The sequence below is a fragment of the Mycobacterium kyogaense genome, from assembly GCF_003254575.1.
In the GTDB taxonomy this organism is placed as follows: domain Bacteria; phylum Actinomycetota; class Actinomycetes; order Mycobacteriales; family Mycobacteriaceae; genus Mycobacterium; species Mycobacterium kyogaense.
This window is the reverse complement of record NZ_QJUA01000011.1, coordinates 67,408-90,448: the sequence shown is the minus strand read 5'-3', so window position 1 is coordinate 90,448 and position 23,041 is coordinate 67,408. Positions and strand designations below refer to the sequence as shown.

Here is a 23,041-nt window from a genome sequence, read left to right as displayed (position 1 = left end):
CAGAGTTACCCGTCTGCGCCAGAATCAATCGCCATGTCGCCGATCCGGCGCAAACCCACAGCGAGAACCGGTAAATAGGCGGGCGCCCAGACGGGCGCACTCATCCAGGCGCGGCAGCCGCCCGCTGCGGGTTCCACACCGTGGCGGGTCGCAGGCACGCCGGCCACCCGCCACGCCCAGGTCCTGCCCGGGTCGAGTTCGGTGATGGTGAACGGCAGCGGGATGCCGACAGGGGTCCACACCCGACCGGTCGCCCCGAGTTCGAAGGCACCGCGGTCGAGTTCGGCGCCGGCGACGGTGGGCCCCCAGGAGGGCCACGCATCGAGATCGGTCAGAAGTTGCCACACCGTGTCGGCGGGCGCGGGAATCCGTCTGCTCACTGTCCACACGGCTGCGGGGTACCCGTGCAGCGTCAGGTGAATCGCGCGTGGAGCTCGGGCAGGAATCCCGCGAGATGGCTCATCTCCTGCGCGCAGTGCACCATCAGGTCGCGCGGATCGGGTAGTTGCAGTCCGGCGATCGGACGAATGAGTCTGCCGGGCAATGGGATCGGCCGCCGGAACTGGACATGCGGGCCGCCCATCCAGAACCGCGAGCGCATCTCCGCACCTCCGGCGACGGGGCGGATCTGGTGCACCAGCCAGCCGATGTCCACGGGCAGGTCGGCCGAGCCGAGCCGTGCGCACACCGCCACGGAGTCACCCAGCCGGCTCGGAGGCAGCCCCAGCTCGGCGGGCGGGACGAAACGGATGGCAGCCTTGGTCAACGCCGAGCCGAGGTATTCCTCGACGAGGGAGGTGCGCCCGACGTAGCTGCCGTCACCGCCACCATCGGCCCACCGCGCCGAGACGTGGGCTCGCGGGTGCCACAGTTTGTAGCGCCGGGCATCGCTGCCGTGCCAGCCGAACCACCACTCCCACATCGCCGGCGTCACTCCCGGCATGTCGGTGCGCACTGCGACCGCGACGCTGCCGTCGGCCGCGCGTGCGTAGCCGTCCTCAGTCGGGTGGTATCCGCTGTCGAGAAGATCTGCTGCGCAGGCGAAGTCGAGCAGCAACTCACCGGCTTGCGGTCCGTGGTGCAGCGCGGCGACGACGTGCTGGGACAGCGGCGCCATGTGCGGATCGAAGAAGGCGCCCCACGCGGTGTCGTCGTCACCGGCCCGGTACCCCAGGTAGCCCGTCACATCGCAGAGTCTTCACCCGATCCGAGCAGCATGTCCACCGCCGCCGCCAGAGCCGCGTCGTCGGGCAGTGCGCCGACCATCAACGACGGGCAGGCCACCACCCCGGTGAGCATCGACAGCGCCGCGTCCAACCGCGTCCCGGCGAACCACGGAGCGAGGAGCTCTCGCAGCCCGTACTGCGCCTCGGCGGTGATCCGGTCACGCAACGGCGCCGCGTCGGCTCCCGCGGATCCGTCGGCCAGCCCGCACAGCACCCGGTCCAGCCGCAGGTCGGCCAGGGAACCGCGAAACGCCGTCAGCTCGGCGACCAGGTCCGTCCGCAGGTCCCCGGTGGGCCGGGGGTGTGGCAGCGTGCCCAGCGCATCGAGCGCGAGGCGTAGCAGGTCGAGCCGCGAGGGCCAGTGGGCGTACAGCGTCGTCTTGGAATAGCCGGCCTGCTCGGCGACCCGGGCATGGGTGAGGTCGTCGAAGCCGGCGGCCCGCAACACCGCCAGCGCCGCGCGTGCGACATCGGCTCGGGTCCGAGCCACCCGCGCGTCCTGTCCTGGCATGTCGGCACTGCTGGGCACGGTGGCGCCTTCCGATCGGGGTGTGTCACCAACGCGTCAGAATCTGAATCGATGAACGGGGTTTTCATTAGTGACTGGCCTGTGTACTAATGAACTGTAGATCCAGAAACGGTCGATAGACAGCTTTTCCTCCGATCCGCTCCAGCACCGGGCGCCCGGGGAAACGTGCTCGAAACTCTCTCTCTGAGAAGGGAATTCTCATGCCCGCCATTCTTTTCGGATCGATCAGCACACTCGCCGACACCTCGGAACTGCAGCGTCAGGCTTTCAACGACGCGTTCGCGCAGCACGGCCTGGACTGGAACTGGTCACAGGACGAGTACCGCAGCATGCTCGGCGGCAACGGCGGCGCCCAGCGCATCGCCGACTTCGCGGCAGACCGTGGCGAGGACGTCGACGCTGCTGCCGTCCACGCCACCAAATCGCAGCTCTTCCAGCAGCTCCTGGGCCACGTCACGCTGATCCTGCGGCCCGGCGTACGGGAGACCATCGAGCACGCCAAGGCGGCCGGACACAAGCTCGGCTTCGTCACCACGACCTCCAAGGCCAACGTCGACGCGCTGCTCGCCGCGCTGGACCCGCAGGTCGACGCCTCCACCTTCGACGTGATCGTGTACGACGACCACGTCGAGGAGAAGAAGCCGGCACCGGCGGCGTACGTGCTGGCGCTGGACTGGCTGGGCCTCACCCCCGCCGACGCCGTGGCCATCGAAGACAACGAGGGTGGCGTGCGCGCTGCACGGGCTGCCGGACTGCGCTGCATCGCCTTCCCCAACGCCAACACCGCCGGCGCCGAGTTCGCCGACGCCACCGACATCGCCGACCAGCTCGACGCCGACCGCGTCGTGTCCCTGGCCGCCGCCTGATCTCCCGAACGGACCTTCCATGAGCGACCTCACCGCGCGAGTCACCGCCTCCGAGAGCAACTTTCACGTCGAAGGCTACGAGCGCATCTCCTATGACCTCACCTACGTCAACGGCGTCTTCGATGTCGCCAACCGCGAACTGGCCGAGGCCTATCTGCCGTACGGCCGCACCCTGATGGTGATCGACGAGGTGGTCTACGACCTCTACCGCGACAGCATCGACGCCTACTTCGCCCACTACGGGATCGAGCTGACGGTCATCGGCGTGCACATCCACGAAACCGCGAAGTCGCTGGAGACGTTCGAGCGGATCGTCACCGCATTCGACGAATACGGCTTGGTACGAACCGAACCCGTGCTGGTCGTCGGTGGCGGATTGACCACCGATGTCGCGGGATTCGCCTGCGCGAGCTACCGCCGCAACACCCCGTACCTGCGCATCCCCACCACCCTGATCGGTCTCATCGACGCGAGCGTGTCGATCAAGGTCGCGGTCAACCACGGACACCACAAGAACCGGCTCGGCGCCTACCACGCGTCGCGCCAGGTGTTGCTGGACTTCTCGTTCCTCAAGACCCTGCCCGAAGACCAGATCCGCAACGGCATGGCCGAGTTGATCAAGATCTCGGTGGTCGGCAACGCCGAGATCTTCGACATGCTCGAGCGTTTCGGCCCCGAGCTGCTCACCACGCGCTTCGGCCACCTCGGCGGCGACGAGCGGTTGCGCTCGGTTGCGCATCGGCTCACCTACGAGGCGATCGCCACGATGCTCGAGCTCGAAGCGCCCAATCTGCACGAGATCGACCTGGACCGGGTGATCGCATTCGGGCACACGTGGAGTCCGACGTTGGAGCTGACCCCGACGACGCCGTTCTTCCACGGCCACGCGATCAACATCGACATGGCGTTCTCGGTCACGCTGGCCGAACGGCGTGGCCTGCTCACCGCCGGTGAACGCGACCGCGTGCTCACGACGATGAGCGCCTTGGGTCTCGCGCTGGACTCCGAGTACTTGACGCCGGAGCTGCTGGAGACGGCCACCTCGGCGATCCTGCGCGCCCGCGACGGCATCCTGCGGGCCGCAGTTCCCGATCCGATCGGCAGCTGCCGCTTCCTCAACGATGTGACCGTCGACGAGCTCGTCGACACGCTCACTCTGCACAAGAAGCTGTGCGCCGAGTTCGACCGCGGAGGTGACGGCGTCGACGCCTTCACCTATGACACCGTCGATGCCTGACACGGTCGCCACACCAGGGCCTGTCATACCGAGGCCGGTCACGCCGACCTCGATCCTCGCCGCGCAGCTCACCGAGTTGTGCGACCAGCTGAGCGGCACGGTCAGCGGTGAGGTTCTCGAGAAGCTTTCGCGGGCAAGCGATCTGGCGACCGGACTGGACTCCTACGTGACCGCGGGCACGACGGAGGAGTCACCGGAACTGGCCGAACTGGCCCGCGCCACCAGCGCTCACGCGTGGCACGACGGCCTCGAGCAGGAGATGCTGTCCGGGCACGTCGAAGGTCAGCTGCTGAAGTTCCTGGTCCGGATGTCCTCGGCGGTGCGGGTCCTCGAGATCGGCATGTTCACCGGCTATTCCGCACTTGCCATGGCCGAGGCGCTACCCGATTTCGGCACGGTGGTGGCCTGCGAGATCGACCCAGGTGCAGCGCAGGTGGCCCGTGCGGCGTTCGACAGGTCCGACGCCGGCCATCGGATCCGCATCGAACTCGGTCCGGCTCTCCAGACCCTGCGGCGGATGGCCGCCGCAGGAGAAGAATCGTTCGACTTCGTGTTCATCGACGCCGACAAGGGTGGGTACCAGGGCTACCTGGATCTGCTCCTCGACTCGACGCTGCTGGCCCCCGACGCGGTGATCGCCGTCGACAACACGCTGATGCAAGGCCAGCCGTGGACGGGCGCCACCACCGAGAACGGCTTGGCCATCACCGAATTCAACCGGGCGCTGGTCGCCGACCCGAGGACGGAGCAGGTGCTGATCCCCGTGCGCGACGGGCTCACGCTGATCCGACCCCTACCGCGATGACACGGTTCTCATGACCCTTGCCACCCACCCCACAGATCGGGCCGCCCCGGTGGGTGCGGTGCGGCGTCCCACCCCGACCCGGGACGCCGCCCGCACCCTCACCGTCCTCGCCGGCCTCACGGCCACCCTTCCCGTCGACCTCGCGATCGTCGTCGGGGCACTGCTGCGCCGCGCACCCCGCCCGGCCGTGCGCGCCGCCGACACCCCGCGGACGGTGCTCGTCAGCGGCGGCAAGATGACCAAGGCCCTCCACCTCGCGCGGGCGTTCCACCTGGCCGGGCACCGGGTGGTGCTCGCCGAATCCGCCAAGTACCGCCTCACCGGACACCGCTTCTCCCGCGCGGTCGACGCCTTCCACTGCCTCCCCGACGCGGCCGACCCGCGCTACCCGCAGGCACTGGCGGACATCATCATTCGCGAAGGTGTGGACGTCTTCGTCCCGGTGTCGAGCCCTGCGGCCAGCGTCCCCGAGGCGGCCGTGGCCGATCTCGTCGGCGATCGTTGCGAGGTGCTGCACGGCTCTGCTGCACTGATCGCGACTCTCGACGACAAGCGTGACTTCAGCACGCTGTGCACGTCGCTGAACCTGCCGGTGCCGGAATGCGCGCTGATCACCGACCCTGTCGACGTCGAGCGTTTCGACTTCGTACCCGGCCGCTCGTATGTGCTCAAGCGGCTGGCCTACAACCCCGTCGGCCGGACGGACCTGACCCGGCTGCGCCGCGAAACACCCTCGAAGAACGTAGCTTTCGCCCGATCACTCGACATCTCCCCCAGTGACCCGTGGTTGCTGCAGGAATACGTCGAGGGCCAGGAGTACTGCACGCACTCCACCCTGCGCGACGGCGTCGTCACCGTGTACGGCTGCTGCGAGTCCTCGGCGGTGCAGCTGAACTACAGCTTCGTGGACAAGCCCGAGATCCGCTCATGGGTGGAACGTTTCGCTGCCGCGACCCGTGTCAGCGGGCAGATCTCGTTCGACTTCATCGAAGGCGCTGACGGTCGGCCTTACGCCATCGAGTGCAACCCGCGCACCCACAGCGCGATCACGATGTTCCACGACCATCCGGATGTGGCGCACGCCTACCTCACCGACGGGCATCCGACGATCACCCCGCAGCCGGGTTCGACGCCGACCTATTGGATCTATCACGAACTGTGGCGCCTTCTGCGCGGACCCGACCGTTTGCGTCGCCTGCGCGTGATCGCTCGGGGTCGCGACGCGATCTTCGCGGCATGGGACCCGCTGCCCTACCTCGGCGTGTACCACCTGCAGATCCCCGCGCTGTTGGTGAGCAACCTGAGGCGACGACGAGGCTGGCGCCGCATCGATTTCAACATCGGCAAGCTCGTGGAGAATGGCGGGGATTGACGTGCGCCGCAGCATCGTTCAATTGGTGGGTTCTCCCGTCGACGAGTTCCACGCCGAACTGTCACGGCTCTACGCGCGCGCCAGCGCCGAGGCGCTCGCAGCGCGGCACCATGTGCGCTTCGCGTACGTGGCACCCGGCGGCACGTGGCAGTTTCCCGAGGGGCTGGACGCAGGCAGTCTGGCCGCTGCGGAACCGCTCTCGGCGACAGCCGGTATCGCGCGGTTGGCGCAGATGCGACCGGATGTGATTCTGCCGCAGATGTTCTGCCTGCCGGGCATGACGTCCTATCGGGCGTTGCTCGATCTGCTCGGCCTACCGTTCCTCGGCAACCCCGCCGAGGTGATGGCCAACACCGCCGACAAGGCAGTGGCCCGCGCCCTCGTCGCCGCCCGCGGGGTCACCGTGCCCGCCGGCCGGCTCGTGACACACGCCGACGAGGTCGACCTGCCGCTGCCGCTCGTCGTCAAACCCGCTCGGTCGGACAACTCGGTGGGGGTGTCCCTGGTCACCGAGCGCGCCGAGTTGGCCGCCGCGGTCGCGCTGGCAGCCGGCCACAGCACCGACGTGCTGGTCGAGACCTTCATCCCCCTCGGCCGCGAGGTGCGTTGCGGCGTCCTCGACATCGGCGGTCAATTGGTGTGCCTGCCGCTGGAGGAGTACGCGCTGAACGCCCCGATCCGGTTGCCCGCCGACAAGCTGGGGCGCTCGGGCGGCGGAGAGCTGCGGCTCACCGCGGGCGACGGCGGCCGGGCGTGGATCGTGGCTCCGGGCGACCCGGTCGAGGCGGCGGTGTTCGACGCGGCACGTACGTGCTTCACGGCGCTGGGCTGCCGGCACTACGGGCTCTTCGACTTCCGCATCGACCCCGAGGGCACGCCGTGGTTCCTCGAAGCGGGACCGTACTGTTCCTTCGCGCCGTCCAGCGTGATCGCGAAGATGGCTGCTGCACAGGGATATTCGGTGCTCGACCTGTTCGACACGCTGTGCGGCGAGGCGAGGATCGCAGCATGACGCTCGAGGTGAGCACCCGCGACCCCGTCGGCGCACAGGTGCGTGGGGTCGCTGTGGGTCCGCTGAACCCCGCGGTGGCCTCGCAACTGCGGGCACTGCTTGCCGTGCACGGCGTGCTCGTGCTCCCCGATCAGCACGTCGAGGACGACGCGTTCGTGCAGTTCCTCAAGAGCTTCGGCACCCTGGTGTTCACCACCGGGGAGACACCGGTGCCGGCGGCGCCGCAGCTCAACGTCATCACGAACGTCGGGCGCACACGCACGCCGCGCTCGTCGTTCCATGTGGACACCAGCTACCTGCGGAACCCGCCCGCATACACGGCGCTGCGTGCGGTGACGGTGCCGGAACGCGGCGGGCAGACGCTGTTCACCAACCAGTACACCGCCTACGCGACGCTGCCCCGTCAGCTGCAGGCGCAGATCCGCAACCGCGTGGTCACCCACGTCGTCACCGGCCTCGACCTCGACGGGGACGCCGAGACCAGCGCGCGGCATCCGCTCGCGCTGCGGCACCCGCTGACGGGCCGGACCGCGCTGTATCTGTCGACGCGGGAGCGCTGCCGCGAGATCAGCGGCATGGCGCCGGATGACGCGGAGCAGCTCATCGATGAGCTGCTGACGCATTCCACCCAGCCGGACAATGTGCTTCGGCACGCATGGCGCCCGCACGACGTGGTGATCTGGGACAACCGGTGCGTGATGCACAAGGCCGACCACAGTGGCGTGGTCGGTGACCGGGTGATGCACCGAGGGACCGTGCTGGACGGGGTGCGCTGGGGTTAGCGCACCACCGCGACGGCGAAGCCGTCCCAGCCCTTGGTGCCGACGGTCTGGATCGCCGCGCTGTCCAGGCGCGGGTGCTCCCCCATCATCGTCAGCATGTCCCGCACGGCGCGGGCCTGCAGATCGTCGGGACGCGGATCCAGCACCCGGCCCGAGCGTGCGATGTTGTCGACGATGATCACCGTGCCCGGCCGGCCGAGGCGGATCGCCCACTCGACATAGGCGACGTTGTTCTCCTTGTCGGCGTCGATGAACACCAGATCGAACGGCGCGCGATCGGTCAGCGTGGGCAGCGTGTCCAGCGCCGCGCCGACGATCACCTGCACGCGGTCATCCATCCCCGCACGCGCCAGGTTGGCCCGCGCCACCTCGGCGTGTGCGGCTTCGAACTCCAGGCTGATGACCGAACCCTGCGCACCGACGGCACGGGCGAGTGCGATCGTGCTGTAGCCCGCGAGCGTGCCGATCTCGAGCACTCGCCGGGCCTGGGCGACGCGCACCCACAGCGACAGCAGAGCCGCGTGCTGCGGGGACACTTCGATGGCCGGCATGCCCGCCGCGACCCCGGCCTCGCGAGCCGACCGCAGTACGTCGTCCTCGCTGTGCAGCACCTCGGTGAACAGTTGGTCGAGAGACACCCAGTCCGGATCCGTCACGCCTGCGACGGTACTCGCGTCCCGGTCAGCCCCGGACGCCCTCGCTGGCGCCGACCACCTGGAGCACGTGGGCCACCTCCGGGCCCATCACCGTGGCCGTCAGTTCTCGCAGCGTCGCGACGAACTCCGGCCCGTGGGCGGGCTCGGCGTCGCACAGGTGGTGGGCGATCTCGTGCAGCACCACCAGTTCCCTTAGCGCCCAGCGGTTTCCGTTGTCCGGCACCGCGATGGTGGCAGCCTCACCGACGCGTTCGAAGTGCGCCGCCGTCGCGCCACGGCGAGGGCGCACCCTCAAGGCGCCCACGCCCGGCCATGCAGAGCGGACGGCCGGCAGGGACAGCACATCGTCCACGTATGCCTGCACGGACTCCACGGACGCGAACCGCGCCTCCGGCGGCAGGGTCAGCTGCGTCCCGAAGAACTCGACCACCCGCGTGTTGCGCTCGGCCGCCCGATCGAACATTGTTCGTACGAACTGTTCTGCGGCATAGACTTTCGCGCGCTGGGTGTCCCGGCTCACCGTTCCAGCGCGCCGCGCGCTCCCGCCAACTCTGTCTCCCCGCCCAGCCGGGCCCGGCGCCCGGCACGGTCACCGGCGCGCCGCGCCGCCGACGAGTAGCCCGCCGTCGCCGTCGTCGCCCGCCACGTCCCGCGCGCCCGCGACGTCTCCCGGTAGTAGTCCTTGAGCTCGAGGTCCTTGTCGCGCAACGCGATCGCGGTACCCGGATTGCTCTGCGGGCCGCGGGTGGCCTCCTGTTGGGCCTGCTCGCGAGCCTCGGCCAGCCGCTGCCCCACCCGCGCCCCGAACGCGAGCTGGAAGTTGATGCGCGCGGTGATGGTCGGCGTCGGGCGATGCGCACCCGAGGCGATGTAGTCCTTCGACGCGCGCACCATCTGCAGCACCAGGCTGGTGTACAGCGCATGGGTGGCGTCGATGTCCTCGGCGAACCCGTAGGCGTAGACGAACGTCGAGTTCGACGCGATGTCGCACTTGACGTCGTTGGCGGCGGCGATCAGCACGAACAGCTGCACGTAGGTGCGCAGCCCGCGCGCTCCGGTCTCGCCGATCGTGATGGTGCGCTGCACCGGGGTTTGCGCGGCGGTGCGCTGCGCGCTGTGCGAGCGCGCGACCGCCAGGTCGATGGACGTGGCGGTGGCCAACCGCTGGGCGGCGGCCATGAACGCCTCGGCCTCGTGGGCGTTGTCGGTGCCCTCGGCCTGGCGCAGCAGCGCCGCGATCCGGGACAGCATCTTCTCGTCGGTACTCATGCCGGGAAACCTAGGCCGGGCGGCAGACATGTCATCGCTGACCAGTATCGCCCATCCCCGCAACCGTTTTCATCCACAGCTAGCGCGTGGCGAAGCTGTCGAGCGCGGACACCAGCTGCGGCGAGAGCGGATCCTTCTTCGCGTAGTTGGCGATGTTGTCGGTCGGGTCGTCGCGCAGCACGTGGTTGACGCCCTTGAGTTCGGTGACCGTCAGATCCGTGCGGCCGAGGGCATCGATCAGCGGCTTGGCGTTGGCGCAGTTGGCCTGGTTGTCGGAGTCGGAGCAGGTAAGCAGCACCGGGGTGCCCGCGGGCACCGCGGTGGCGAGCGCCAGCGGATCGATGCGGTCGGCATCGACCACGGCTTTGATGTTGCCCGCGTTCGCGATCGCGTTCAGCCCGTCGGGCAGCGTGGCGGGCACGGTGCCCTGCGTACGGATCTGCTGCACTGCGGCCTTCCATGCCGCGACCGTTTCGGGCGAGCCGCCCGCCGCGACGCGGGTGGTGATGATGTCGAGATAGCGTCCCGGCAGCGGCTGCAGCAGGCCCAGCGAGTGCACCTTCGGTGCGTCCGGCGCCGTGTCGCCGGCCAATGTCAGCGCGTGGATGGTGCCCTCACCCAATCCGTACACCGACAGCTTCGCCGGATCGGCATCGGGCCGGCCGGCCAGAAAGCGCAGCGCCGCCTTGGCACCGGTGGTGTAGACCGCGCTGACGACGTCGTCGGGATGATCCTTGTACGGGCCGATCCCGGTCCGGCCGGTGCCCACCTTGTCGTAGCGCAGTGTCGCCACGCCGCGGTCGGAGAGCAGCTCGGCCAGCTGCCGCATGTTCCCGATGGGGCCGGCGACCTGGTTGTCGCCGTTGCGGTCGGTGTTGCCGCTCTCGGAGATCAGCAGGGCCGCGGGACCCCGCTCGTCACCGCTGCGATGCCGGTAGGTGCCGTAGATCGTCAACCCGTCGGCGTCGAACGACACGTCCTCGTCGACCCAGGACGCGCCCTGCTCGGCGCTCTTCGACGAGCACGCGGGCGCGCACAGCAGCATCACGCCCAGCAGCAGCGCCACGAGCCGTCTCACCCCGGTGCGCCTCACAGCTGCGACTCGATCCAGGACGTCACGTCGTCGAGCACCAGCGCCTTCTCCGGCTCGTTGAACACCTCGTGATAGAGCCCGGGGTACTCCTTGAGGTGCACATCGGCCGAACCCACGCTCTCGACCAGCGTTCTGCTGCCCTGCACCGGGATGAGACGGTCCGCGTCGCCATGCACCACCAGCAGCGGCGCGGTGATCGCCGCGGCCCGGCGGGGCATCGTCTCCCCGACGCCGATCAGCGCGCGGCCGATGCCGGCAGGCAGCCGCCCCTGGTACACCAGCGGATCGGCACGGTAGGCGGCGACCACCTCCGGGTCACGCGACACCGCGTCGGCGGGCAGGTTCTCCACCGGAAGGCCGGGCGCGATGCGGCCCAGCAGCTTGGCTGCCGCCACTTTGACCGCGGGGACCGACGACTGGGCGGCGACGGCAGGGCCGGACAGCACCATCGCGGTGTAGTCGTCGGGGTGTTCGACGCCGTAGGTGAACACGATCGCCCCGCCCATGCTGTGGCCGAGCACGATGCGCGGCAGCCCGGGATGCTCGCTGCCGGCGATGCCGACCAGCGTGTGGAAGTCGGTGGTGAACTCGGACATGTCGTGCAGCAGCACGCGCTTGCCGCCGGAACGGCCGTGGCCCCGGTGGTCGAGCGCATAGGTGATCAGACCGGCGTCGCCGAGTCTGGCCGCCACGTGGTCGTAACGGCGGGCGTGCTCGGCGTATCCGTGGGCGAGGATCACGACGCCGCGAGGGGTCTGGTCCGGCGTCCATGTGTCGTAGACGATGCGCACGCCGCCGGTTCCGTCGAAGCTGCGTTCGGTTCGCGTCACGGGCATGCACGGCAGAGTAACGAGCGGTTGCGCAACCGGCAGCCGAGCATGGCTGACTTCGTCGGTGGTGCTCACTAAGCTCGGGCATCGTGACCGTGTTGGCTGTCGATGACAGCAGCGCCGAGAATGATTTTCTCGCCGATGCCCAGCGCTATCGGCGGGAACTGCTCGCGCACTGCTACCGGATGACCGGCTCGCTGCATGACGCCGAGGACCTGGTCCAGGAGACGTATCTGCGGGCGTGGAAGGCCTACCGCGGGTTCGAAGGCAAGTCTTCGGTGCGGACCTGGCTGTACCGCATCGCGACCAACACCTGTCTGACCGCGCTGGAGGGGCGCAACCGCCGGCCGCTGCCCAGCGGGTTGGGTCAGCCGGCCTCCGATCCCCTGGGCGAGCTACACGAGCGTCAGGAGATCGCCTGGCTCGAGCCGCTGCCGGACGAGCCCCGCTCCGATCCGTCCGATCCGTCCGTGATCGTCGAATCCCGCGAGTCGGTGCGGCTGGCCTTCATCGCAGCTCTGCAGCATCTGCCGGCACGCCAGCGCGCGGTTCTGGTGCTGCGAGAGGTGCTGCAGTGGCGTGCCGCCGAGGTCGCCGAGGCGATCGGCGTGTCCACCGCCGCGGTCAACAGCCTTCTGCAGCGCGCCCGGGCACAGCTCGAGGAGGTGGCGCCCGCCCGCGACGACGAGCCGATGGAACCCGATTCTCCACAGGCGGCCGATCTGCTCGATCGCTACATCTCGGCGTTCGAGACCTACGACATCGACCGTTTGGTGGAGCTGTTCACCGTCGACGCCGTGTGGGAGATGCCCCCCTTCGACGGCTGGTACGACGGCCCGGCCGCGATCATCGCGCTGTCGAAGTTCCACTGTCCCGCCGAGGGGCCGGGCGACATGCTGTTCCTGCGCACGACCGCGAACGGCCAGCCCGCCGCGGCGATGTACATGCGCAATCCGCAGACCGGAATGCACGAAGCCTTCCAACTGCAGGTGCTCGACATCCGAACCGCAGGCATTGCGCACGTCGTCGCGTTCATGGAGCAGTCGGTGTTCGAGCGTTTCGGGCTGCCGGCCCACCTCTAGTAAAAGCAACCAAAAGGTTGCGCATCGTGTCGACCTCCTTTAACTTTAAGGGCAACCAGGAGGTTGCATATCATGACAGATCGCATCGAGAAGAGTGCCCTGCTGCGCGCGCCGCTGGACCGCGTGTGGCGGGCGATCAGTGAGTCCGAACAATTCGGTACGTGGTTCGGCATGACGGTGGACGGCCCGTTCGCCGCAGGCGCGACGGTGACCGGGGTGATGACACCCACCGCGGTCGACGACGCGGTGGCCGCACAGCAGGCAGATTTCGCCGGCGTGTCGTTTCCCCTGCACGTGGTGGCAGTCGAGCCGCCGCGCTATTTCGCGTTTCGGTGGAACCCGCTGCAGGAGCCCGAATTCGCGGAGCTGACCACGCTCGTGGAGTTCACGCTCACCGAAGCCGACGGCGGCGTGCTGCTCGAGATCGTCGAATCGGGTTTCGACGCACTGCCTGATTCGCACCGCGCCGCGGCGTTCGCCGACAACAGCGGTGGGTGGGCCACCCAGCTGCGCCTCATCGGGCAATACCTGGCGGCGCCGCAGTGGGCGTGAGCCTGGCGACCGCAGCACCGCTGTTCGACGCTTTGGGCGATCCCCATCGACTGAGGATGGTGGTGTGGTTGTGCGACACCGGGCCGTGCTCGACATCGGCTGTCACGCAGGCGATTCCGGTGACGCGGCAGGCGGCGACGAAGCACCTCACCCTGCTCGAATCAGCCGGCGTGGTACGGAGCGAGAAGCGGGGGCGGGAACGGATCTGGACGGTGCAGACCACCTCGCTGCACGCGGCGCAGGACCTTCTGGGCACCTTGTCGCAGCGCTGGGACCAGCGCATCGACCGGTTGCGAGCCTTCGTGGAGGACGACGATCAAGCGGCGACGCACGAGCCGCGTTGAGGAGTCCGACCAGAAGAGCTAGAGGACGACGATCAAGCGGCGAGGCACGAGCCGCGTTGAGGAGTCCGACCAGAAGAGCTGGAGAGGACTGACCGGCTCAGCGCGGGAGCCGGTCGAGCACCCGGCCGATCGCCGCCCCGAACGCGCGCTGCTGCGCGGGCGAGAGCCCGTCGAACATGACGGAGCGCACCAGTTCGACGTGGCCCGGCGCAGCGACCTCCAACGCCGACCGGCCCTCGGCGGTGATTGCGACCGTGGCCGCCCGGCGGTCGTCGTCGTCGCCGTGGCGTTCGACGAGACCGCGTCCGCGCATGCGACGCAACTGGTGGGAGAGCCGGCTCTGCTCCCACCCGATCAGCTCCCCCAGTTCGGTGATGCGCAAGGGCCCGCGTTCGGACAGGGCGACGAGCACGTCGTAGTCCGACAACGAGAGCTCGCAGTCGGACTGCAGCTGCCGGTGCATCGCGGTGTGCAGCCTGCTGACCATCGCCAGATAGTCGCGCCAGATGCGCTGCTGCTCAGCAGTGAGCCACTCCATCACCCCACTGTACGGAATACATGATGTGTCATGCATGTTGTCGGATGCAGAGCAGCCACCTAGGCTGGCCAGGACTCCCGAGGAGTGATTCCCATGAGCAGCATCCAGAGCGTCGTCGACGTCCGCCGCGCCGCCGACCGCGCAGCCACGAAGATCGCCTGGCTGGACTCCAAGCACTCGTTCTCGTTCGGCGGTCACTACGAACCCGACAACACCCACCACGGGCTGCTGCTGGTCAACAACGACGACATCGTCAAGCCCGGCACCGGTTTTGACACCCACCCGCACCGCGACATGGAAATCGTCACGTGGGTGTTACGCGGCTCGCTGGTGCACCAGGACTCGACCGGCCACTCCGGAGTCATCTACCCCGGTTTGGCGCAGCGCATGTCGGCGGGCCGCGGCATCCTGCACTCCGAAAAAAACGACTCATGGACGCTGACCGGCGACCAATCCCATTCTGAGCCAGTACATTTCGTGCAGATGTGGGTGGTCCCCGACGAATCCGGGATCACCCCGGGCTACCAGCAACTCGAGATCGACGACGAGCTGCTGCGCGGCGGTCTCGTGACGATCGCCTCGGGCATGCCCGAGCACCGCGACGCTGCGGCCATCACGATCGCCAACCGCTACGCGGCTCTGCACGGCGCCCGGCTGCAGCCGGGCCAGACCGTGGAACTTCCCGATGCCCCCTACCTGCACCTGTTCGTCCCCCGCGGCGAGGTGGTCCTCGAGGGCGCCGGAGCACTACACGAAGGAGACGCCGTGCGGTTCACCGCATCCGGTGGCCAGCGCGTCACCGCCACGGACGCCGCCGAGATCCTCGTCTGGGAGATGCATGCCGGTCTCGCCGCGGCCTAGCCACGTCGGCGCGCTGCTCGTCGCGGCCACCATGGTCGCCGGGTGCAGCACCGCCTCGGAACCCGCGCCGCCAGCCTCATCGCCGTCTGCGGCCCCGTCGTCGGGTGCGACCTCGGTGCCGCAGACCGGCATGAGCACCGTCGAGGTAACCGTGCCACCCGGCATGGCGCAGGCGCCGTTCGACCAGCCGCGGCAGGTCCGGGTGCCGACGGGATGGCAGCTGTCGGTGTGGGCACGGACGCCGCGACCGCGGCTGGCGCTGTGGGCGCCGGACGGCACGCTGCTGGTGTCGGTGCCGAGCGCGGGCACGGTCTTGCGGTTCACGCCAGGCGATGCCGGCACGACCCAGTCGGTGCTGCTCGACGGCCTGGACCAGCCGCACGGACTCGCAATTGCCGGGTCGACGCTCTACGTCGCGCAGAGCGATGAGATCAACGCATACGACTACGCGAACGGGGCCGCGACGAATCCCCGCGTGGTCGCCGGCGGCCTGCCCGACGCCAAGAGCCCCGACCTGCGTGGCGCGTACTCGCACGCACTCAAGAGCGTGGCCGTCGGACCCGACGGCGCGGTGTACTTCTCGATCGGCTCGACCGGCAACATCTCGGCTGCCGACCGCACCGCCACGCCGCCGCGCGCCACAATCATGCGGGTCCCGCCCGGCGGCGGGCCCGCCGCGCCGTTCGCCACCGGCGTCCGCAACGGCACCGGTCTGGCCGTCGCACCCGACGGATCCCTGTGGACCGCGAACAACGGGCGTGACAACGTCGCCGACCCGAGCACCGGCCAGGTCGACCCCGCCTACGTCGGCGAGAACCCTCCCGAGCAGATCGCGCGCCTGACGCCGGGCCGCGAATTGGGCTGGCCGTACTGCAATCCCGCTGGCGGGCCCGCTGATCTCCCGTTCGTCCGGGATGTCCAGACCAATCCGGACGGCACCGAATTGGATTGCGCGACATTGCCGGCCGTCGAGCAGAGCATGGGTGCCCACTCGGCGCCGCTGGGCCTGAGCTTCGTCGACGGCGCACTGCCCGCGCCGTACGCGCAAGGGGCTCTGATCGGCGTACACGGATCGTGGAACCGCCAGCCGCCGCGCGAACCCGAGGTGTCGTTCTATCCGTGGCGCGACGGTCGGCTGGAGAACCAGCAGACCCTGCTCGGCGGCTTCCAGGGCGACAACGGCTCCCGGTGGGGCCGACCCGTCGCGGCGGTCACCGGCCCGGACGGCGCGGTCTACATCACCGACGACGCCGCCGATGCGATCTACCGGCTGACGCCGCCGCGCTGATCGAGTCCGTTCAGCACCGCCGCCAACTGCTTCTCGGTGTCGCCGGCCATCTTCTCGAACGCCAGCTTCATCACCGGATTGAGCAGTCGCGCGGTGCCGTGCATGTGCAACTCTGCCTCGTAGGTGATCACCGATCCGGGGCCCTCCGGTTCGACGGTGATGGTGTCGACCGACGTCGATGAGCCGTTCTCCCCGACGAAAACGACCTTGCGGTCGGTGAGCTCGTCGAGGGTGTAGGTCAGCTCGGCGGTGACGCCGAGGATCTTCGTGACGTTGTGCCAGTACGCGCCTTCGGTGACCGGGCCGCTGTCGATGCGTTCACAACTCCGGGTGCCCGGATCCCACTGCTCGGCGTGCGCGAAGTCCTTGAGGTAGTCGACGACGACCGGAGGCGGCGGACTGACGGTGAAGGTACGGGACACGGTGGGCATGCTGCCGGGTACCCGCTGGAGAGCTCGCAGCAAACCGCTCAGCAATCTCCGCGGAACCATCCTGTGATACTGCTGTGACGAAAGTTGGGTCCGTTCCTTCTGTGATCACTGATGATGCCCTGGCCAGCGAGTGCGTCTCACCTTGCAGGAAAGCCGCCGCCGCAGGCTCCGGCCGCTGATGTCCGTCGACCGCGCGCCCGGCGGCAGGACGCAGCGACGCGAGTTGTTTGCGCAATCAACTTTGCTCGAGTGCCGGTTCCACGCCACTAGCCGCGGGGCAGCCTCGTGACCTGCTTGCATTAAGAGACGATATGGTCCATTTTCCTCTTGCCGAGACGGATGCTCGGAAATCCCGGCGGTTCAGCCGATTATTTGCCAGAATCACACGCAGCGGTCGCCGTGGGGAGTGGCCGTGTGTTTCGGGGGAATTCATGAAGGCATCAACATGCGTGGGTCGGGTCGGCGCTCTTGCCGTTCTGCTCGGGGTGGGTCTGGCCGCGCCGGCGGCAATCGCAACGGCGGATGAGGAGACGTCGGCAACGACGCCGTCCGGGGGCTCGGACACTCCGGGCACGCCGGAGCGCACGGGGCCGGCAAAGGACCCCACGGCGCCCAGCCAGGAGTCGGACGACCAGGAAGCAGATGTTCCTGCCGACGACGACCCTTCCGACGACAGCCCCTCCGACGAGGCTGCCTCTGGCGACGGAGAGTCAGATGTCGAGCCACCTGATGCGGACGAAGAGAATGTCGACGAGCCCGCGGACACCGGCCGTGACCGACCGATGCGTCGAACCCCACGCTCCGTCGAACAGCACACGCCTGCGGCTGACGAGTCCGATGCGGTGACCGACGGCGGTGACTCCGGCACACAGACGCCAGCGGCCGAGTCCTTGCCCGCTGCCGACCCCGGTGAGCCCTCGAAACCCTTGCCATCGCCGGACTCTGCGGGCGCCGGTGCACCCGCCGTGGAGATCGTCGCGTATCGCACTTCCGGCGTCACCGAGATGAGAAGCCTCACGACACCTGCGGTGCCCGCCGCACCTGCTCCGGGCGGGGCGCCCATCATCGCGCCCGCGATGTGGCTGCTCGCTGCCGCGTCCCGTCGAGAGTCCGCTACGCCCAACACAGCGCCGACCGCGAGTCTGGCCTACCAGAGGAGCCCGAGTGCGTTCAGCGGCAAGGTGGTCGGCGACGTCCGCGGCTCAGACGCGGATCGTGACCGGCTGACCTACGTCGCATCGACGCCACTCACGGGAAGCGTGACCGTCAACCGCTACGGCACGTTCACCTATACACCCGACGCCACCGCCCGGCATGCCGCTGCCGCACCCGGGAGCGTCGGGACCGACGCCTTCACCATCACCGTGTCCGACGGCGCCGGCGGCACAGCTGTCGTGCCGATCACCGTGGCCATTCGGCCCGTCAACGCCAGACCCACGGTCAAGAACACGGTTTCGGCACCGGATGCGACGTCGGGCATTGTGCGGGGCAGCGTTGTCGTCACCGACAAAGACGGTGACACCATCACCTACACCGCGCCCGCCACCACAGCGCGCGGCACCGTGACGGTGGATGCCCAAGGCCGGTTCACCTACACCCCCACCGAACAGGCCCGGCAGGACGCACGCAGCATCTTCCGGCGTCTCGACAGCTTCACCGTCACCGTCGACGACGGACACGGCGGCACAGCCGCCACGGCCGTCTACGTACGGATCGCTCCGCCACCTCCGAACGCCGCGCCGACCAACGGTTCTGCGTCCGTTGGCGATCCCGACAGCGACGGCGTCGTTACCGGAACCGTGACCGCCACCGATCCCAACGGCGACACCCTCACCTACGCGCTCAGCGCTGACACACCCGTCCGGGGGACCGTCGTCGTGACATCGGACGGCAGTTTCACCTACACGCCGACCGCGGCGGCGCGGCACGCCGCCGCGGCGACGAATGCGGGTGCCGCCCTGCGCAGCGACAGCTTCTCGGTGACGGTGGCAGACGGCAAAGGCGGGGTCCTGACGGTTCCGGTGACCGTCTCCATCAGCCCCAACAACGCCGCCCCGGTGGGTGGTTCGGCGATGTCCGGGGACGCCGATTCCACCACCGGGGCGGTGAGCGGCACACTGACGGCCAGTGACACCGACGGCGACACGCTCACCTTCAGCGGATCCGCCACCACCGCCAAGGGCAAGGTCGTCATCGCGGCCGACGGTAAATTCACCTACACGCCAACGGTTTCCGCGCGTCAGGACGCAACGGAGTCCGACGTCAGTGACACGTTCACCGTGACAGTCACCGACGGATACGGCGGATTCGACACCTTCGACGTCACCGTGGCGGTCAGTCCGCTGGCCGCCTCCGGCGAGGAGCCCGCCACCGGCGTCATCACCGTGCCCAACCCGTCGGGCGGGCCGCTGGAATACGAGGTGAGCGACGACAGCGGGCTCGGCGAGGCCACCGTCGACGCCGGAGGCACGTGGACCTACACGCCGACCCCGGCAGCGCGCCACCAGGCGGCAGCAGACAACGCCGACACCACGGACAAACTGCACACCTTCACCGTTACGGTCACCGACTCGGAGGGGACCACCACCGTCGTCCCGATCACGGTGTCGATCATCGGCGCCAACGAGGTGCCGGTGGTCACCGAGGAACCCGAGCAGCAGGTCGACGCCGACACCGGCGTCACGTCGGGGGTCATCATCGTCACAGACGCCGACGGCGACCCGGTCAACGCCGACATCGACGTCGACCCCGCACAGGGCTCCGTCGAGTACGACATCACCACGGGCGTATGGACATTCGAGGCCACTCCGGGAGCCCGGCACGCTGCCGCCGCGGCATTGGCGGGCGGCGGCACCGGGCGGATGATGCGCTTCGCGGCCCTGGCGGCGGCAGACCCGACGGTGGCCACGGTCACGTTCACCTTCCGCGACGGCTACGGCGGAGTGCAGACCACCGTGATCGACGTCCAGATCAGCCCCGCCAACGAGCCACCCGAGATCACACCGGTCACCGGCGGTGCGCCGGCCGCCGTCACGGGAACCGTCATCGGGACAGTCGCTGTCACCGATCCTGACGGTGATCCGCCGATCTTCACGGTCGGCACCTCAGCCAAGGGCGTGGAGGTGACGTTCGACGAATCCACCGGGCAGTGGACTTATACACCGACAGCTGCATTGCGTACAGCTGCGTCCGCCGCGACGGCCAGCGCCGCTGATCGCCTGGACGCCTTCACGATTTCCGTCGACGACGGCCACGGGGGAATCGCGAATGTCGTTGTCAGCGTGCCGATCCTGTTCTCGACGACTCCCGATGGGCACATCGCGATCAACGGCACGACGGCCCGGCCGATCGTCGTCAGCTCCGACGGTCGCCGCGCCTACCTGTCCACGGTCGAGGTGGCCGCAGACGGTACGACGGACTACCGGTTGACGGTCATCGACACAGTCGCTCGGACCGGGTACCTGGTGCCACTGGGCTCGGTCGACGGGCCGATCATCCTGAGCGCCGACGGTGCCCGCGCCTACACCACAAGTGGCCAGAACGTGATGCTGATCGACACCGCGACCGCAACGACGCGATCGATTGCGTTGCCGGGACGCACGCTCGAGGACGTGACGTTCTCCGCGGCCGGTGACCGCGTGTACGTGACGACCAGTGACTTCTCCGGGGACTACGCGCTGGCCATCATCGACACGACGACCGACGCCGTGCGCACTGTCGACCTTCCCGACGACATGACCGATGCCGTCCGTGTCACGCCGGATGGATTGCGCGCCTTCGTGATGACGGCGTCGGCGCGAGGCGGACCCGCTGCGGCACTCGTGGAAGTCGATCTCGTCACCGGTCAAACTGAACTGGGCATCTTCTTAGAGGATGGACAGCTGCTGACGCCGGTGACCTATAGCGCGGACAGCCGGTATGCGTACTACGTCGTCCGTGCGCCAGGTGGCGATCCCGACACTTCCATTGATTTCTTCTTCAGAGTGGACACCGACACGATGGAGGGAGGCGGCGGCCAGATCGACAGCCCCGTCCAGGGCTCGATTCAGCTCAGCGGTGACGGTGCCACGGGCTTCCTGCTCGCCCAGCAGTACAACCAGGTGACGCAGCGGTGGGACAACTACATCAAGATCGAAGGACCGAGCTTCGATCGATCGACGTGGCCGTTCGGCGGGGGCAACGTGGTGACGAGCGACCTGCTCGTCGCGGACGATGGTCGGTTCTTCGTCGGCACTGCGCTCGAGGACGGCTCCGAGTTTTACCTGACGGTTGTCGACGACAACGACCACTCGAGCTACGACATCCTTGTGCCGGGCTCTTTGAGCGGGTTGAGCCTCAGCGCTGACGGAACGCAGGTCTACGGCACGGCCGCCACGGCAGACGGGTTGTCCTTCGTCGTGATCACCGTCGCCACCGAGGAGGTGCAATCAGTCGCGTTGCCGGGCAACACTGTTGACGCATTGGCGATCAGCCCGAACGAATCACAGGTGTATGCGCTGACCAGTCAGGGCGGAACCCATCTGCTCAGCCTCGACGCCATACCCCAGCCACCGGTGTTCGGCGTACCCCAGATCTCGACCGTCGTGGGTACGACCAGAAGCGGCTACCAGTTCATCTACGACGAAAACATCGACACCACAACCGTTCTCGTTGCGGACTCTGACGGAAACGTCGATGTCGCCGGAACCGTTTCCGGCAGCATGGTGTCGGGTCCTCTCTCCAGGCGGGTGACATCGGAGGTCGTCACGCTGGCCGACGGCGGAATCGCTTTCGTTCCTGTCAGTGAATCTGACTACGACGATGGGTTCGCCAATCTCGTGGTGGTGACGCCTGAGGCAACCCTGACCTCGATACTGGTGCCCGTGTACGGGCAGTGGATACGGTCAGCAGAGGGCACCAACTACTACCTCGGACTCGACAGCACCGACGAGACAGCAGCCGTGTGGCGCGTGACGTCCGCCGGTCAGGTGTCAAGCCACGTACGCGGTTACGCAGCCAATTCCTACCCCATCGCAGGCGTCACCGGATCGGACGGAACGCTCTACGTTGCGGTCTCACAGTTCGGCCTGGACAACACGGAACGTGCATCGCTCTGGCGCATCTCGCCGTCGGGAGACGAATCGATTGTCGCGCTGACTCCACTCGACGGCACCGAGATCACCGACCGGAGCTACGCGAGGTCGGTTGTGTTGGGGACGGACGGGACGGTGTACCTCCTCGCCGACACCACCGGCGTGGAACCCGACGGACGGCTCAACCAGTCGGCCGGCGTGCTCGTCGTGACTGCCGATGGCTCCGTCTACCGCTCGTTCCTGCCGGTGCCGTCGGGCGCGGATAGCATCGCGACCGCGGGTGACACGGCCGTCTTCGGTTGGTACGACCGAAACAACTCATGGGTCGCGGTCGTCGACGCTGAAGGAAATCGGATCGACCATCCCGTCGCGGGATTTCAAGGCGACCCGGTCTCGACGACCGACGGCAGCGGCGCGTACCTGCGCATCGGCGGGGGCCAGCTACTGTATGTCAATGCCGACGGGTCGGTCAGCACCGTCGACGTCGGGACCTACCGAGGCGATATCGTGGCGGGCCGGGGCGCGACGGTATATCTGCTCGACGGTGCCGGCGGCAGACTCATCGCGGTCACCGACGGCGTGTCTCAATCGTCCGCGCTTGGTGCGACTTTCGATGTCGGGTCGCTTCAGTTCGCCGACGACGGAACGGTGTTCGCGATCGTCGGCGACGGGTTCGGGTACCGCGTCGCGATCCCGTCTGCCGGAGTCCTCACGGACACGCTGTACGGGACGGACGTGTCGCAGTTCCAGGTCGAGGTCATCGGAAACACCGCGCACATCGCGGGCCAGACTGCGGACGGCACCCAACTGCTGTCGATCGACAGCGACGGTGCCACCGTCTTCACCGAATTCTTCTCCTACGACGGCAACATGCCGAGCGGGCCGGTCGAGATCGGGCCCGACGGCACCTTCTACTACGCCTTCTACGAGGAGATCTACGGCGGCCCGTCCGACGTCCAACAGCTGACGCGCGTCTTTGCGGCCAACGCGGACGGCACGCGGGAGGTGTTCGTCACCGAGGGTGCGCCGCCCATGATCTTCGATCAGTTCGCGGCAAGTGCGGTGTCCGTCGCGCCGGACGGGACGTTGTACGTCACCGTCGGCACCACGGACGACAACGGACAGATCGTGACCACGGTGCACGTCGTGTCGGCCGCGACGAGCCTCTGAGTCCGCGCCCCGGAGATCGCAGCAAA

General features: G+C 68.3%; 22 protein-coding genes. 12 read left to right on the top strand and 10 right to left on the bottom strand.

What is annotated here, in order from left to right; all coding sequences use genetic code 11:
- Positions 1–5: 5 nt before the first annotated feature.
- From DMB80_RS10740 to DMB80_RS10730, 3 genes are read right to left on the bottom strand one after another with little or no spacing between them, the layout of a single operon-like run.
- Positions 6–389: an SRPBCC family protein gene (locus DMB80_RS10740; protein ID WP_111509841.1), complete on the bottom strand. Its 384-nt coding sequence runs from the start codon at positions 387–389 to the stop codon at positions 6–8.
- 23 nt (positions 390–412) lie between these two features.
- The gene (locus DMB80_RS10735; protein WP_111509840.1) at positions 413–1,186 is read right to left on the bottom strand and encodes a DAPG hydrolase family protein; all 774 of its coding nucleotides are present in this window, start codon (positions 1,184–1,186) and stop codon (positions 413–415) included.
- Positions 1,183–1,755 carry a TetR family transcriptional regulator gene (locus DMB80_RS10730; protein WP_111509839.1) on the bottom strand — a complete coding sequence of 191 codons (573 nt, stop codon included), beginning with the start codon at positions 1,753–1,755 and terminating at the stop codon, positions 1,183–1,185. The genes DMB80_RS10735 and DMB80_RS10730 overlap by 4 nt, the downstream gene beginning before the upstream one ends.
- A 200-nt stretch (positions 1,756–1,955) precedes the next feature.
- On the opposite strand from DMB80_RS10730, the gene DMB80_RS10725 reads away from it, so the two are divergent.
- The 6 genes from DMB80_RS10725 to DMB80_RS10700 are packed head-to-tail and all read left to right on the top strand — an operon-like array spanning position 1,956 to position 7,829.
- On the top strand, positions 1,956–2,621 hold the full coding sequence (locus tag DMB80_RS10725) for an HAD family hydrolase (RefSeq protein WP_111509838.1): 666 nt from the start codon (positions 1,956–1,958) through the stop codon (positions 2,619–2,621).
- Between the two features lie 19 nt (positions 2,622–2,640).
- On the top strand, positions 2,641–3,858 hold the full coding sequence (locus tag DMB80_RS10720) for a sedoheptulose 7-phosphate cyclase (RefSeq protein WP_111509837.1): 1,218 nt from the start codon (positions 2,641–2,643) through the stop codon (positions 3,856–3,858).
- Positions 3,851–4,663: an O-methyltransferase gene (locus DMB80_RS10715; protein WP_111509836.1), complete on the top strand. Its 813-nt coding sequence runs from the start codon at positions 3,851–3,853 to the stop codon at positions 4,661–4,663. Before DMB80_RS10720 ends, DMB80_RS10715 begins: the two co-directional genes overlap by 8 nt.
- A 10-nt stretch (positions 4,664–4,673) precedes the next feature.
- The gene (locus DMB80_RS10710) at positions 4,674–6,035 is read left to right on the top strand and encodes an ATP-grasp domain-containing protein (protein WP_240431113.1); all 1,362 of its coding nucleotides are present in this window, start codon (positions 4,674–4,676) and stop codon (positions 6,033–6,035) included.
- Positions 6,022–7,047: a D-alanine--D-alanine ligase family protein gene (locus tag DMB80_RS10705; protein WP_205538615.1), complete on the top strand. Its 1,026-nt coding sequence runs from the start codon at positions 6,022–6,024 to the stop codon at positions 7,045–7,047. The genes DMB80_RS10710 and DMB80_RS10705 overlap by 14 nt, the downstream gene beginning before the upstream one ends.
- Positions 7,044–7,829: a TauD/TfdA dioxygenase family protein gene (locus tag DMB80_RS10700; protein WP_111509835.1), complete on the top strand. Its 786-nt coding sequence runs from the start codon at positions 7,044–7,046 to the stop codon at positions 7,827–7,829. Before DMB80_RS10705 ends, DMB80_RS10700 begins: the two co-directional genes overlap by 4 nt.
- Here DMB80_RS10700 and DMB80_RS10695 read toward each other — a convergent pair.
- From DMB80_RS10695 to DMB80_RS10675, 5 genes are all read right to left on the bottom strand, one after another.
- Positions 7,826–8,485, bottom strand: coding sequence for an O-methyltransferase (locus DMB80_RS10695; RefSeq protein WP_111509834.1), 660 nt, complete (start codon positions 8,483–8,485; stop codon positions 7,826–7,828). The genes DMB80_RS10700 and DMB80_RS10695 overlap by 4 nt on opposite strands.
- Positions 8,486–8,510: 25 nt before the next feature.
- Positions 8,511–9,005 (bottom strand): TIGR04338 family metallohydrolase, encoded by a 495-nt coding sequence (locus DMB80_RS10690; protein ID WP_111509833.1) that lies wholly within the window; start codon positions 9,003–9,005, stop codon positions 8,511–8,513.
- Complete coding sequence (locus tag DMB80_RS10685) at positions 9,002–9,754, bottom strand: DUF2786 domain-containing protein (RefSeq protein WP_111509832.1); 753 nt, start codon at positions 9,752–9,754, stop codon at positions 9,002–9,004. The genes DMB80_RS10690 and DMB80_RS10685 overlap by 4 nt, the downstream gene beginning before the upstream one ends.
- Before the next feature lie 79 nt (positions 9,755–9,833).
- The gene (locus tag DMB80_RS10680; RefSeq protein WP_240431121.1) at positions 9,834–10,799 is read right to left on the bottom strand and encodes an alpha/beta hydrolase family protein; all 966 of its coding nucleotides are present in this window, start codon (positions 10,797–10,799) and stop codon (positions 9,834–9,836) included.
- Between the two features lie 44 nt (positions 10,800–10,843).
- On the bottom strand, positions 10,844–11,683 hold the full coding sequence (locus DMB80_RS10675; RefSeq protein WP_111509831.1) for an alpha/beta hydrolase: 840 nt from the start codon (positions 11,681–11,683) through the stop codon (positions 10,844–10,846).
- 83 nt (positions 11,684–11,766) lie between these two features.
- On the opposite strand from DMB80_RS10675, the gene DMB80_RS10670 reads away from it, so the two are divergent.
- The 3 genes from DMB80_RS10670 to DMB80_RS10660 all read left to right on the top strand — a co-directional run bounded on the left by DMB80_RS10670 (position 11,767) and on the right by DMB80_RS10660 (position 13,655).
- Positions 11,767–12,759, top strand: coding sequence for a sigma-70 family RNA polymerase sigma factor (locus tag DMB80_RS10670; RefSeq protein ID WP_276131534.1), 993 nt, complete (start codon positions 11,767–11,769; stop codon positions 12,757–12,759).
- Between the two features lie 72 nt (positions 12,760–12,831).
- Positions 12,832–13,311 carry an SRPBCC family protein gene (locus DMB80_RS10665; RefSeq protein WP_111509829.1) on the top strand — a complete coding sequence of 160 codons (480 nt, stop codon included), beginning with the start codon at positions 12,832–12,834 and terminating at the stop codon, positions 13,309–13,311.
- Positions 13,302–13,655 (top strand): ArsR/SmtB family transcription factor, encoded by a 354-nt coding sequence (locus tag DMB80_RS10660; RefSeq protein ID WP_111509828.1) that lies wholly within the window; start codon positions 13,302–13,304, stop codon positions 13,653–13,655. Before DMB80_RS10665 ends, DMB80_RS10660 begins: the two co-directional genes overlap by 10 nt.
- A gap of 97 nt (positions 13,656–13,752) precedes the next feature.
- On the opposite strand, the gene DMB80_RS10655 is transcribed toward DMB80_RS10660, so the two are convergent.
- The gene (locus DMB80_RS10655) at positions 13,753–14,193 is read right to left on the bottom strand and encodes a MarR family winged helix-turn-helix transcriptional regulator (protein WP_111509827.1); all 441 of its coding nucleotides are present in this window, start codon (positions 14,191–14,193) and stop codon (positions 13,753–13,755) included.
- 93 nt (positions 14,194–14,286) lie between these two features.
- Between DMB80_RS10655 and DMB80_RS10650 the strand changes: the two genes are divergently transcribed.
- Positions 14,287–15,054 (top strand): pirin family protein, encoded by a 768-nt coding sequence (locus DMB80_RS10650; RefSeq protein WP_048424926.1) that lies wholly within the window; start codon positions 14,287–14,289, stop codon positions 15,052–15,054.
- Positions 15,032–16,342 (top strand): PQQ-dependent sugar dehydrogenase, encoded by a 1,311-nt coding sequence (locus tag DMB80_RS10645; protein ID WP_111509826.1) that lies wholly within the window; start codon positions 15,032–15,034, stop codon positions 16,340–16,342. The genes DMB80_RS10650 and DMB80_RS10645 overlap by 23 nt, the downstream gene beginning before the upstream one ends.
- Here DMB80_RS10645 and DMB80_RS10640 read toward each other — a convergent pair.
- A complete protein-coding gene (locus DMB80_RS10640) occupies positions 16,318–16,773 on the bottom strand; it encodes an SRPBCC family protein (protein WP_111509825.1) in 456 nt (151 codons plus the stop codon). The two genes, DMB80_RS10645 and DMB80_RS10640, sit on opposite strands and share 25 nt — an antisense overlap.
- A 431-nt stretch (positions 16,774–17,204) precedes the next feature.
- Here DMB80_RS10640 and DMB80_RS10635 point away from each other — a divergent pair, with 431 nt between their 5' ends.
- The gene (locus tag DMB80_RS10635) at positions 17,205–23,015 is read left to right on the top strand and encodes an Ig-like domain-containing protein (protein ID WP_162938488.1); all 5,811 of its coding nucleotides are present in this window, start codon (positions 17,205–17,207) and stop codon (positions 23,013–23,015) included.
- Positions 23,016–23,041: the final 26 nt, after the last annotated feature.

Coding starts and splice junctions, on each gene's coding strand:
- DMB80_RS10725 (WP_111509838.1), top strand. CDS start 1,956: ATGCCCGCCATTCTTTTCGGATCGATCAGCACACTCGCCGACACCTCG.
- DMB80_RS10720 (WP_111509837.1), top strand. CDS start 2,641: ATGAGCGACCTCACCGCGCGAGTCACCGCCTCCGAGAGCAACTTTCAC.
- DMB80_RS10715 (WP_111509836.1), top strand. CDS start 3,851: ATGCCTGACACGGTCGCCACACCAGGGCCTGTCATACCGAGGCCGGTC.
- DMB80_RS10710 (WP_240431113.1), top strand. CDS start 4,674: ATGACCCTTGCCACCCACCCCACAGATCGGGCCGCCCCGGTGGGTGCG.
- DMB80_RS10705 (WP_205538615.1), top strand. CDS start 6,022: ATGGCGGGGATTGACGTGCGCCGCAGCATCGTTCAATTGGTGGGTTCT.
- DMB80_RS10700 (WP_111509835.1), top strand. CDS start 7,044: ATGACGCTCGAGGTGAGCACCCGCGACCCCGTCGGCGCACAGGTGCGT.
- DMB80_RS10685 (WP_111509832.1), bottom strand. CDS start 9,754: ATGAGTACCGACGAGAAGATGCTGTCCCGGATCGCGGCGCTGCTGCGC.
- DMB80_RS10680 (WP_240431121.1), bottom strand. CDS start 10,799: ATGCTGCTGTGCGCGCCCGCGTGCTCGTCGAAGAGCGCCGAGCAGGGC.
- DMB80_RS10675 (WP_111509831.1), bottom strand. CDS start 11,683: ATGCCCGTGACGCGAACCGAACGCAGCTTCGACGGAACCGGCGGCGTG.
- DMB80_RS10665 (WP_111509829.1), top strand. CDS start 12,832: ATGACAGATCGCATCGAGAAGAGTGCCCTGCTGCGCGCGCCGCTGGAC.
- DMB80_RS10655 (WP_111509827.1), bottom strand. CDS start 14,193: ATGGAGTGGCTCACTGCTGAGCAGCAGCGCATCTGGCGCGACTATCTG.
- DMB80_RS10650 (WP_048424926.1), top strand. CDS start 14,287: ATGAGCAGCATCCAGAGCGTCGTCGACGTCCGCCGCGCCGCCGACCGC.
- DMB80_RS10645 (WP_111509826.1), top strand. CDS start 15,032: ATGCCGGTCTCGCCGCGGCCTAGCCACGTCGGCGCGCTGCTCGTCGCG.
- DMB80_RS10640 (WP_111509825.1), bottom strand. CDS start 16,773: ATGCCCACCGTGTCCCGTACCTTCACCGTCAGTCCGCCGCCTCCGGTC.
- DMB80_RS10635 (WP_162938488.1), top strand. CDS start 17,205: ATGAAGGCATCAACATGCGTGGGTCGGGTCGGCGCTCTTGCCGTTCTG.